The following is a 13181-nucleotide window of genomic DNA, read 5'->3' on the forward strand; positions in this document are numbered from 1 at the left end:
ATATTTTTGCGTTCGTAACTAAAGGTTATTTTCTGGTAAAAAAACAGCTAAATAAAATTATTAGAACAGATGTTGCTAATTAAATGTTAATTATTATATTGCAGCACCTAAATTTATCACCTAAGAATGAGTATGAAAGTAAACAAAATTGTAGTCTTGCAGTTAATGATGTCAATGGTATTGATGTTGGGCACGGCTAGTTGTAGCAAAAAATCGAGTTCCTCTCACGCTTCCAGAGCCACTGGTTGGGATGTAGACAGTCAGAATGGAACTGCTGCCAGAAACGCAGGAAAAAAACAACAGGCTGGTCCTGGTTTGGTTTTTGTTGAAGGAGGTACGTTTACTATGGGTAAAGTACAGGATGATGTTATGCATGATTGGAATAACACACCAACTCAACAACACGTTCAATCATTCTATATGGATGAAACCGAAGTTACAAACGGTATGTACTTAGAATACCTGGAGTGGTTAAAGAAAGTTTTCCCTCCAACAGAAGAAAATTACAAAAATATTTACGAAGGTGCATCGCCTGATACATTAGTTTGGAGAAATCGTTTAGGATATAACGAAACGATGACTAACAACTATTTAAGACACCCGTCTTATGCTAACTACCCTGTGGTTGGTGTAAACTGGATTCAGGCAGTTGAATTTAGTAAATGGAGAACAGACCGTGTAAATGAAGCTGTTCTTGAGAAAAACGGTTACCTTCAAAAAGGAGCTAAAACCAATGATGTTAGTGCTGACAATGCATTTAATACAGAAGGATACTTAATGTCTCCTAGTACTGCACGTGGTGGTAGTGAAGAAATTGTATTAAAAAAGAATCCTGGAGGAAAAAGACCTAAAGCAGGTAAAGACGGTGTAGTACCGGAAGAGAAAAATGTGTATGCACAACGTTCTTCTGGAATTATTTTACCAGAATACAGACTTCCAACTGAAGCAGAATGGGAATATGCTGCTGCAGCAGATGTTGGACAAAGAGAATATAATATTTACAAAGGACAAAAGAAATACCCTTGGTCCGGAGATTATACGCGTTCTAGCAAACGTAAAAACAGAGGAGATCAATTGGCTAACTTTAAACAAGGAAACGGTGATTACGGTGGAATTGCAGGTTGGTCTGATGACGGTGCTGATATTACAAATGCTGTGAAAAGCTATGCTCCAAACGATTTCGGTCTATATGATATGGCAGGAAACGTTGCAGAATGGGTTGCCGACGTTTACAGACCTATAATTGATAACGAAGGAAATGATTTTAACTACTATAGAGGAAATCAATATCTTAAGAATAAAATTGGTAAAGACGGAAAAATTGTAATCGTTACTAAAGATAGTATTCAATACAAAACTTTAAGTAATGGTAAAAAAGTTGCTACAAATTTACCGGGAGAAATTGCTCAGGTTCCAGTTGATGAAAATGAAACTTATTTGAGAACAAATTTCAGTACAAGTAACAACATCAATTACAGAGATGGTGATAAACAATCTTCAAGATATTTTGATTTTGGTGATTCTGAGTCAGGCGAAAAAGCTGATCAGGAAATGTACAACTCTCCTAAACATAATGTTACGACTGACAGTTTAGGTAAAATGGTTAGAAAATTTGATAACTCTAGTAAGCGTACTACATTAATTGATGATAATGTAAGAGTTTACAAAGGAGGTTCATGGAGAGACAGAGCTTACTGGTTAGATCCTGCTCAAAGAAGATACTTCCCTCAGGATATGGCAACTGATTACATTGGTTTCAGATGTGCAATGTCCAGAGTAGGTTCAAAATCTGAAAAAAGAAAATCTCCTAGAAACTAATATTTAGGAATTCTAACAATAAAAAATTCCAAATTCCATAAGCTGAATATTCAGTTTGGAATTTGGAATTTTTTTATTGTTTTTTTTCTATTTTTATGACTTATTTAAAAAATTACAGATGAATATTCAGGACATTCATAACTTGTTTTTACAATGCAGTTCTCTTTCAATTGACACAAGAAAAATTGAAAAGAATTCTATGTTTTTTGCCATTAAAGGAGAAAATTTTGACGCGAATACCTTTGCCAGAGAAGCTCTGGATTTAGGTGCTTTATTTGTTGTTATCGACAATAAATCTTATTTTATTGATGACAGAACGATCCTGGTCGAAGACAGTTTGCAGACACTTCAGGAATTGGCAAAATTTCACCGAAACTATTTAGGACTTCCGATAGTTGCATTAACAGGCAGTAACGGAAAGACAACGACCAAAGAGCTGATTAACGTGGTATTGGCAAAAAAGTTTAAAACCAAAGCTACTATTGGTAATCTAAACAATCATATTGGTGTGCCTCTAACTTTGCTTTCCTTTTCAAAAGAAACTGAAATCGGAATTGTGGAAATGGGTGCAAACCATCAAAAAGAAATTGAATTTTTATGTGAAATCGCACAACCTGATTTTGGATATATCACCAATTTCGGAAAAGCACATTTAGAAGGTTTTGGTGGTGTTGAAGGTGTGATTGCCGGTAAAAGCGAGATGTATAAATATTTGGCTGCAAACCAGAAAATGGTCTTTGTAAATCTGCAGGACCCAATCCAGATTGAAAAATCTAACGGAATAAAAGCATATACATTTGGGGTTAATACAGAAAGTGCAGATTTAAATATTAAAGAAATTACAGCTAATCCGTTTGTAGCAATTCACTATAATAATTTTGAAGTTGAGTCTCATTTAATCGGACTTTACAACGCCAATAATATTAACGCGGCGGTAGCAATAGGAAAGTATTTTGAAGTAGACGAAAGCGATATAAAAAGTGCTATAGAAAATTATATTCCGGCCAACAACAGATCTCAAATGATGCAAAAAGGATCAAATGAGATTATATTAGATGCCTACAATGCTAATCCGAGTAGTATGGCAGTTGCAATTACCAATTTTCTCCAGTTGGACAAAGAGAATAAGATCATGATTCTGGGAGATATGTTCGAGCTGGGAGACGAAAGTTTAAACGAACATAAAGTTATTGTTGATAATCTAAATGATCAGGATAAAGCTTTGTGTTTTTTAATTGGAAAATCATTTTATACGAATCGTACAGCCAGCGAAAATGTAAAGTTCTTCGAAACATTTGATGCTTTTGCTGACTATCTGAAAACTTTTAAATTCAATGGAAGTACCATTTTAATTAAAGGTTCGAGGGGGATGGCTCTGGAACGTACTTTAGAATATATTTCATAAAAAAAAGCCATTCATTACGAATGGCTTTTTTTTAAATACTCATTAGAAATCCAATAAGATTCTCTTTTTTGTTTAATCCTAATTTTTTTCTCAGACGATAACGGGCAAGTTCAACTCCGCCAGTCGAAATATTCATAATTTCGGCAATTTCTTTTGTAGACATATTCATTAATAAATAGGTTGACAAATCTAATTCTCTGGGAGATATAGTAGGATATTGTCCTTTAAGACGTTTTAAAAATTCAAAGTGAACATTTTTAATGTGCTTTTCGAGGTCTTTCCAGCTTTTGTCTGTATTTACTTCTTTTACAATACTCTTATGTAATTTGCTAAACTCAGATTTTGAATTTTCATCTAATATGCTGGTGTCGATATCTTTAAGTTTATGAATAATTCCGTTTAAAACTTTGTTCTTTTTTACAACCTGTAACGAGTTATTAACTAATTCTTTATCTTTTGCTAAGATTTTAATTTGAAGTTTGTCATTTTTTAGTTTTTCGATTTCTTTCTCCAGATCATGTTGTTCATGTCTGATTTTCGATTCCTTTTCCAGGTATAATCTTCTTTGCTCTATAGTTTCGTAATACCTGTTTTTTCTGATTTTTAATTTAATTCTGACAGAGATCAAATAAGCGCCCAGTAAAATTAAAATCAAATAAAACAGATACGCTAAGAAATGTCTGTACCAGGGTGGTGATACCGTAAATGCAACTTCAGTAATGTTAGATTCGATGCCATAACTATTTCTGGCTTTTAGTTTCATTACATAATTTCCCTCTCTTAAATTGGTATATTCTTTTATCGCTGTCGAAGACCATCCCCGCCAGTTTTCTTCAAAAGGCTCAAGCTTATAGGAATACATTACATTTTCCTGATTTTCGTATGTAGGTGAGGCAAACGTAAATTTCACACGGTTATATTTATAAGGTATACTAAAGGATTGTTCTTTAGTAGTCAGATTTCCAGTTAAAATAGTATCTCCCGGAAAAGAAAAGCTTTCTACAAATGCCTTTGGTTTGGTCATAAAAGTATTTGGCGTAGTCGAATTGTAATGTGCAAGACGATCTGTTAATCCGATGAAAATGTTTTGAGGATCAATAGCGTTTACAGAAATATAATTGTTGACCAAATTCCCTGTGAGGTTTGAGAAAATAGCTTGTTTTTTGACAAAAGAGCCGTTTTTGTTTTTTACAAAAACGCCCAGCGATTCGTTAAAGGCATACCATAAATTTCCTGATGAATCTTCGATTAAGGTATTAATTGTTGGAATCCCTTTAAATAAATTTGTTATTTTCTTATCTTCGAAAAAGGCTTCCTGCTCTACAGAATATCTGAAAAAGTGATTTTTGACCTGAAAATAAACCTTATTATTGATATTCTGGATACTATTAATTCCTTTTAGTTTTTCGGATATATTGACGTGTTTCTTTATAAAATCGAATCGCTGTAAATCCTCGGATAATTTTACCTGATATAGAAAGGGATTTTTTTTCAGCCACAAATAATTTTCATCGATTTCTACAGAGAAGTTATTTGTAGTTTCATCAAACCCTTTTACCTGATGAAGGTAGTCGTATCCGGTGCCGGATTTTTTAAAAACGGAAAAGCCGTTATAGCTTTCGCCAATGATAAAGTTTTCATGACCGGGAATTTTTTTGAATCCAAAATATCCCTTTTGATCAAGTATCTTGGATACTTTGTTATTTTGTATAATTAAGGCTCCGCTATTACTTGCGCAAATCAAGACATCATTAATCACCTGAATGTTCCAAACTTGTGAAATTGTTCCTTCAACGCGTGTAAAGGGACTATCCTTAAACGATTGGCCCCAAGAGTGGTAAAATAAGCCCTGATTGGTAGCAACATACAAATTTCCCTTATAAGTTGTGGAAGCATACACTGTTCCTATATTATAACTATAATCGAAATAAGAGAAAGGAGAATTTTCATTTATAAAGGTAATTCCGTTATCCAGTCCCAGCCAGATATTATTTTTGTTATCCACAAATGAAGCCAGAATAGTATTGTTCTGAATTCCTTTTTGTCGATTTAAATGTTGTATTATTTTCCCGTTCAAATCGCAAATAATGGCCCCGTCTAGTACAGAATTTAAGATTATAAATTTATTTTTAATAATAGATCCTCCCAGAGAAGTGTTTTTTTTGATAAACTCATTCGCTTCTGTAGCCCATGGCTTGATAATTCCGTTTTCTGAAACAAATAGACCTTTTTCTAAAGTAGCGTATAAAAGTTTGTTTGCAGATAAAGGAAACAGCGACCATATTTCTTTGTCATTGAAGACTGTTGTTCCTTTTATTGCCGTAAGTTTTCTGTTTTTATACTCCAGAACACCTAAAGTTTTGTCCTGAAAATAAAGGCGGTTATTAACCAGAAATGAAAATTGAAATTTATGCGGTGCCGTTAAAGTAGTGACTTTCTTATTTTTAAGAAAAAATACTTTACTAAAAGACTGAAAAATCACCTCTCCATTAAAAATATGAATTCTCCAAATTAGATTAATATTTTCCTTGTCAATCGGACTTAGTAAGTTATATAACGAATGGTATTTTAGTATTCCTTTATCATTGATCTTAAAATATCCGAATTCATTATTACCTCCCACAAATATTCTTCCCTGCGCATCAATTTTTAGGCTTCTTATCTCAGATTTGTTTGGTAATGAATATTTGTGCCAGTTGGATCCGTCAAATTGTATTAGACCGCTATTGTTTGCAAAATATATATTTCCATTTTTGTCCTGATCGATACTCCAGTTTTGGGTTCCGCCTTTGTATTCTGATCTTTTATAATTTTTTATGTCCGGTATTCCAATATTTTTTACTTGTGAAAAACTGACTGTTTGTGTGAAAAATACTAAAAAAATAGTAAAAGATGTAACTATGGATTTCATAAAATTTTAAATGTATTTTTATTAGAAATGCGTAATAATGGCTTTACATTGTTGATTTATCAATTGTGATAGATATCATTTGTTCAATTATTTTTAATATATAACGTAATAGTTGTTGTTAAATTAATGTAATATACGTTTTTTTTAATTAACATTTTTATAACAAATTTTTACTAAAGCTAAAATATAGAAAATTAAATAATTATACTAAAAATGTTGTGTTTTTGTAGTGTAATAAAAAATAGTTTGAAGTGTTTTTGTAGGGAATTTTAAATTCAGCTTATTAAAATTTAACATTATAATTGCATTGAATTACTAATTAATTAACCAAAATTTTTAGAAAAATGAAATTGACAAAATTACTTATTTTTTGTGTTTCGTCTTTACTGTTTTCATTTGTCGCATTTGCTCAGGATGTAACGATCAATGGAATCATTAATGACGAAAGTGGATTACCCGTCCCAGGGGCTACGATTTTAGTTAAAGGAACAAATAAAGCGACCGCTTCTGATTTTGATGGCAAATTTCAGATTACCGCTCCTTCAAATGGTACTTTAACCGTTAGTTTCGTTGGTTTTGAAACAGCCAATGAAATGATAAACGGACGAACAAAATTAAATGTTTCCTTAAAAGCAGTATCTCAAAGCTTAAATGAGGTTGTTGTAATTGGATACGGTACTCAAAAGAAAGCTTTAATTACAGGTGCTTCTTCAAACTTCAAGGGAGAAACGTTACAGGAATTAAACACCGGATCTGCAATGGAAGCACTCCAGGGTATTGCACCAGGTATTAGTATTACAAGAAACAGTGGTGCGCCGGGTGCTGGTACAAAAGTTACAATTCGTGGATTAGGAACTGTTGGTAACTCTGACCCATTATACATTGTAGATGGGGTTACGGTGGGAAATATTGATTATTTAAACCCTTCAGACATTGAATCTATTGATGTTCTTAAAGATGCTGCTTCTGCTGCTATCTATGGTTCAAGAGCAGCAAATGGAGTTGTTTTAGTAACAACAGTTAAAGGGCGCAAAGGAAAACCTGCAAGAATTAGTTATGATTCTTACTATGGAATTCAAAATACGTATAAAAACCTGGACCCTTTAAACGCACAGGAATATATGTATATTATGGATGAAGGAAGAGTAAATGACGGACTTGCCCCAAATGACTGGCATGCAATTCTGACTAACAATACCTGGTTAGAAAATAATTATCCTGGTGCCGGAACGCAATTAGGTGATGAAATTTGGGACAAGCTGCAAAGTGGCTGGAAAGGAACTAACTGGGTGAATGAAATGTCTAAAAAAGATGCTCCGGTTGTAAGTCATGCGCTTAATATAACAGGAGGAAGTGAAGATATTACTTATTCGTTAGGACTTTCATATTTTGATCAGGATGGTATTATTGGTGGAAATATCGTTGATGCTGGATTTAAAAGATTAACTGCGAGAGTAAATACTACAATGGTTTTAAAAAAGAATGAAAGCCATAGTATAATAACTGTTGGCGAGAATATAACTTTTACAAGTACTCAAAACAGAGGCGTTTCGAATGGAAACATTTATGGTAATGATTTGCATAACGCGCTTACACAAAATCCATTACAACCTGCATACTGGCAGACTGCAATTGACAGAAACATAAACGAGTATGGTTTTACACCCACTTTGGATGGATTGTCTACCGGACATACAAATCCATTAGCGGTATTGTACTACAGAAGTAACTATAATTATCCAAAAGATTATAAAATTACAGGAAATGCTTTTGTAGAAATAGAACCACTATCAAGTCTTAAAATTAAATCTGTTTACGGTATAGATTCCTGGTTTGGATACAGCAGATCTATGAATCCTACGTATCATTTAGGTCTTTTGTATAATGATGCAATTGATGGTGCTACCCAATCTCAATATCTGGGAGCTAACTCAACATGGACAAATACTGTTTCATATTCGAAACAATTTGGCAATCATAATGTTAGTGCAGTTATAGGTACAGAATTACTTCAAAATGTTGTGAATACAAATGTATATGGTTCTAGAAATGGTTTAACATTTCCGAATGATCCAAAATATGCATATCTAAACAATACCAAAAGTCCTACTTCGATAGCAGACATTAATACCACTGGTTTTGACTGGGCAGCTGGCGGAGGAGGTTTAATGTCTTATTTCGCAAGAGCGCAATACGATTATAAAGAGAAATATCTTCTTTCTGCGGTAATACGTCGTGATGGATCTTCTAATTTTGGAAGCGGTAACAGATATGGTAATTTCCCTTCAGTATCTGCCGGTTGGGTTGTTACAAAAGAAGATTTTATGGCTGGTTCTTCAAAATGGCTTAATTTCTTGAAGCTGAGAGGAAGCTGGGGACAAAATGGAAATCAATCTATTAATAATTTCTACTATTCATCTAGTATAGCTTATGCTTTTCCAGGATACTTTTTTGGAGATACCAAACCTGTTTCAGGAACAACCTCTTATCCTGCAAGAGTTCCGAATCCGGGTGTTGGATGGGAAACTTCTGAGCAGTTAGACTTTGGATTGGATGCAAGTTTGTTTGATTCAAGATTAGGAATAACATTTGACTGGTACAACAAAACGACTAAAGACTGGCTGGTAGAAGCCGCACTTCCGGGAACTGCCGGTGCTGGAGCTCCATTTATCAATGGTGGAGATATTGAGAACAAAGGATTTGAAGTTTCTTTAAGCTGGAAAGATAAAATAGGAGATTTTAAATATGGTGTTACTTTAAGTGGTGCTGCCAACAAAAACAAAGTTACGAGAGTAGCAAATGCTGACGGTATTATTCATGGACCAAGTCACGTATTGTCTCAGGGAACCAGTGAGGTTTCTAGAGCAGTAGTGGGACAGCCAATTGGGGTATTCTTTGGTTTTAAAACTGCAGGGATTTTGCAAAATCAGCAGGAAGTTGATGCTTATGTTGGTCCTTCCGGACAGCCTTATTTTAATGATCAGCGTCCAGGAGATGTTCGTTTTGTGGATCAGAATAATGATGGTGTAATTGACGAAGCAGATAAAGTATATCTAGGAAATCCAAATCCTGACTTCCAATTAGGTATTCAATTAAATTTCGAATACAAAAATGTTTACCTGAATACCACAATGGCAGGAAAATATGGAATGCAAATTATGCAGTCATACAGATCTTTTGCCGATAACCCAAAACAAAATTATACATCTGATGTGTTTGACCGTTGGCATGGTGAAGGAACTTCAAACAAAATGCCGCGTTTGAGTAATGTATCAAACAGAAACTCAAATTACATTTCAGACATCTACATGCATAATGCTGATTATTTGAGAATTAACAATTTAACAGTAGGTTATAATTTTAATGAAATATTAAAAGATATTAAGTTTATTTCTAATCTGAAGTTTTACGTTGCGGTAAATAACCTATACACTTTTACTAAATATGATGGAATGGATCCGGAGGTTCGATTTGGACACGATGCAAGTTGGGCTTCAGGAATAGATCTTGGTTTGTATCCGCAAGCCAGAACAGTGATGTTTGGATTTAGTGCAGATTTTTAATATTAATAACACTCACAATGAAAAAAATACAATTTCTTATAGCAATTTCAGCAATTTTTGTCGCTTCAAGCTGCGATGAATACCTGGATACCGAGAATCTTTCAGAAAAAAGTTTAGATAGCTATTATAAATCGCCTACGGATATAAACGAAGCCATGGCCGGGGTTTATAATGCCATATATACAACAAATGTTCACAGTGAAGAACAAGTAGCAGCCAATCTTATGGATAACATGATGTTTGGTGGCGGTGGGCCAGATGATAAATCTGCAAAATGGGTAGATAATTTTGAGGATCCGGCAGAAGATACTTACCGCGATATGTGGAGACAATCTTATAATGGGATTTCAAGAGCAAATGCTATTATCGAAAAAGGTTCCTTAGCAGATTTCTCAAAGTACTTCAATACTCCGGCAGAAGCTGAAGAATTTAAAAAACAAGCCGTTGGAGAAGCCTATTTTATGAGAGCTTTCTTCTATTTTAGATTGGCGAAGTTTTTTGGAGGCGTTCCGCTTATCATGACGTATGATGCCGACAGATATGTGGCCAGAGCTACTTATACTGAAACTTTTGCTCATATTGCTTCAGATTTAAAAATGGCGATTGAGACTATGCCAGCGACACCAATTACGAGTATTCCTACTTCGAGTTATGGACATGCAAATAAATGGGTGGCCGAGGCTTATTTAGGACGTGTGTTCTTATTTTACACTGGCTACATGACGAATATCGAAAAACAAGCAACTGCAGATTTACCGCTAGTTGATGGAGGTGCTTTAACTGCTACTCAAGTAGCTGCTTATTTAAATGATTGCGTTACTAATAGCGGACATAAATTAGTTTCAGATTTTAGAAATCTTTGGCCATATTCTTATGTGAATAAAAGTGCTGGAAATAACGTACTGCCATGGGCTGCAACTGAAGGTTTGTCTTGGGTAGGACAAGATGGTCTTGCGCCAACATTTGGGACTGGAAACTCAGAAAGTATGTTTGTACAAAGATTTTCTTTTGGAGACTGGGGATGGACTAATGGTAACATTTATACAAATAGACTTGCGTTGTTTAACTCAATGCGTGGTAACTCACAAGCTCCGTTTGGTGAAGGCTGGGGATGGTGTACGGTTAACCCGAAATTATATTCAGGTTGGTCAGATCTTGATCCTAGAAAAAGAGGTTCTATCATTGAAGTTGGAAGAGCAGATCAGGGAACTGCCGGTTATGTTAAAGATAAAGGAGATCACGAGACAGGCTTTTTCAATAAGAAATACACTTCACTTCAGCACGACAATGGTACAGGTTCAAATGTTGGTATGTTTGTTCAAATGTATGGCTGGGCTAACACAGATATGCAATTAATGCACGCTCAGGATTTTATCCTCATGCGTTTTGCTGATGTATTGCTAATGCATTCTGAAATTACTAAAACAGCAGACGGTTTAAATACGGTAAGAGCAAGAGCAAAACTTGCACCGGTTGGATACTCGCTGGAAGCTATAAAAGAGGAGCGTTTGCATGAACTTGCTTTTGAAGGACTACACTGGTTCGATCTTGTTCGTTGGGGCGATGTTGATACTGCATTTAACGATGTAATTCAGGTTAGGAATTCTGGTGTTGATGCCAATTACAGTGTTAAATACAGACCTGAAACTAAAGGATTAGTGCCAATTCCGGAAACAGAAATGAGACTATTAAATGGGGTGTATAATCAAAATCCGGGTTGGTAATATTTAATAACTTAATAATTAGAAAAGATGAAAATTCATAATATAAAATATTTATTAATTGCTGCATTTATGCTTGTCTTTTCGGCCTGCGACCCGATAGTAGACGAACAGCATTTAACTAACAGCACTGATGTTGCGGGAGTTGAATTAGTAGCAACACAAAGTCCTGCAGGAGGAAATAAGATTACTTTGAGCATGAAAAGTCCCGGAGTTACAGGTTATTGGGATTACAATTTGGGAAAAGCTTTAACCAATGAAGTGACCGTTGTTTATCCTATTCCGGGAAAATCAACTTTTACTTTCAACGGAACATTGGGTGGCGAGTTTTTTACTAAGACAATAGATGTACAGGTTGACAGACTTGACACAGCTTTAGATCAGGATTGGTATGATTTAGTTAGTACCAATACTAACACAGGTAAAACCTGGGTTTTTGATGGTTCGCAGGGTTCTGGAAGATTTTGGTGGTTTATGTCTCCGGACGGTAATCCTGATAGCGCTATGACAGCCTGGTGGAACGCCGGAGATTGTTGTGCTCCTAGTGATGCAACTGGTAAAATGCATTTTGATCTGAATGGTGCTGCCAACTTTACACACTACGAAACTCCTACTGCTGCTGGCGAAAAAGGAAGTTTTGTATTGGATATTGCAAACAAGAAACTTATTATTACAGGTTCTAAAATGTTAGGTTACGCTGCAGGTAATAAAGATGGAGTTTACACCATTGTTGAACTTACAGAAACAAGAATGGTGCTTTATTTAAGTAAAAATGAAGCAAACAGTACTGGTTGGACATTCGTATTCAAACCTGAATAAAATTTCATGTTAGTTATATCGAAAAAGGAAGCTTCAAAACTTTCTTTTTCGATTTCAAACATTCTGCTTCATTAAAAAGTGAAGTATTAGAAGATTTAAACTATGGTTAGTTTAAGTTAAGTTTATTGCCTGGGTAGCCCATAATTTCGATTATGGGCTATTTTTTTGTTATAAAGGAAATAATCTAATAAATAGATTGTTTCAGTTTAAGATCATTTTAAAGACTTCTATATTATAAATCTTTAGCTGCTATATATTTATATAATTGATTGTATAGTAAGCCAAGTCATTTTATACCATTAATAATGCAAAATCAATTGCTTCTTATAGAAGGGATTAAATGATTCCGATCAAATCCACAAATTCTCCATTATAATGTGCTGTTATTAAAATTGCACTAGCATGTGCTGATCAGGTAGTACATAATAATCTCCTTTTTTTGAAGACATTTTGATACAAGTGACAGAAACATTGCCAGAATCCTTCTTATTGGCTCAAATTTAAGATCTCCTAATTGTTTGCAGAGTACTTTTTTGAATAAACGTAGTGAATTAAATAGAATTCCACCTCCTAAATCTCTTTTAGTATTATGTTAGATTTTATATAAGTTCTATAATAACTTCTTGAAGAACTGTTCCAATCCAAAACATATTATTTGACATTAAAATTTTCATTTTACTTTAAATAGCATTCATAATTATTCTGAAAATAATAAAAAAAGTCAGATTATTATTACTATAAATATTTTTTTAAGAATTTTCTGCCGATAATATGAAATATTAATAATGTAAAAAAAGTATTGTAAAATTATCATTATAGCTATTATTGGATAAAATTCGATTTGTGACGGTAAGTAGCTGATAATGTTTGTAATAAGTAGTAATACTATCTTGAATTTCAACTATCACGTTGTAGTTCAGCCAACTTTTGTATAGTTGTGGTCA

Annotated in this window: 6 protein-coding genes; 5 read left to right on the top strand and 1 reads right to left on the bottom strand. The window is 34.2% G+C overall.

The features are described 5' to 3' along the window. The first annotated feature begins 132 nt into the window (after positions 1-132). The gene (gene gldJ / locus ABEB31_RS05570; protein WP_347050766.1) at positions 133-1818 is read left to right on the top strand and encodes a gliding motility lipoprotein GldJ; all 1686 of its coding nucleotides are present in this window, start codon (positions 133-135) and stop codon (positions 1816-1818) included. A gap of 118 nt (positions 1819-1936) precedes the next feature. Beyond that, positions 1937-3223 carry a UDP-N-acetylmuramoyl-tripeptide--D-alanyl-D-alanine ligase gene (locus ABEB31_RS05575; RefSeq protein WP_347050364.1) on the top strand — a complete coding sequence of 429 codons (1287 nt, stop codon included), beginning with the start codon at positions 1937-1939 and terminating at the stop codon, positions 3221-3223. Positions 3224-3254: 31 nt separating this feature from the next. Here the strand turns inward: ABEB31_RS05575 and ABEB31_RS05580 are convergent, their stop codons facing one another. Beyond that, positions 3255-6134 carry a helix-turn-helix and ligand-binding sensor domain-containing protein gene (locus ABEB31_RS05580; protein WP_347050365.1) on the bottom strand — a complete coding sequence of 960 codons (2880 nt, stop codon included), beginning with the start codon at positions 6132-6134 and terminating at the stop codon, positions 3255-3257. 344 nt (positions 6135-6478) lie between these two features. Between ABEB31_RS05580 and ABEB31_RS05585 the strand changes: the two genes are divergently transcribed. Genes ABEB31_RS05585 through ABEB31_RS05595 form a run of 3 tightly spaced genes read left to right on the top strand, consistent with a single transcriptional unit; the run spans position 6479 to position 12237 of the window. Then, positions 6479-9697 carry a SusC/RagA family TonB-linked outer membrane protein gene (locus ABEB31_RS05585; RefSeq protein WP_347050366.1) on the top strand — a complete coding sequence of 1073 codons (3219 nt, stop codon included), beginning with the start codon at positions 6479-6481 and terminating at the stop codon, positions 9695-9697. A gap of 17 nt (positions 9698-9714) precedes the next feature. Next, positions 9715-11421 carry a RagB/SusD family nutrient uptake outer membrane protein gene (locus tag ABEB31_RS05590; protein WP_347050367.1) on the top strand — a complete coding sequence of 569 codons (1707 nt, stop codon included), beginning with the start codon at positions 9715-9717 and terminating at the stop codon, positions 11419-11421. A gap of 27 nt (positions 11422-11448) precedes the next feature. Beyond that, a complete protein-coding gene (locus ABEB31_RS05595) occupies positions 11449-12237 on the top strand; it encodes a hypothetical protein (protein WP_347050368.1) in 789 nt (262 codons plus the stop codon). The last annotated feature ends 944 nt before the right edge of the window (positions 12238-13181 follow it).

This window comes from Flavobacterium olei (genome assembly GCF_039749035.1).
Classification (GTDB): domain Bacteria; phylum Bacteroidota; class Bacteroidia; order Flavobacteriales; family Flavobacteriaceae; genus Flavobacterium; species Flavobacterium olei.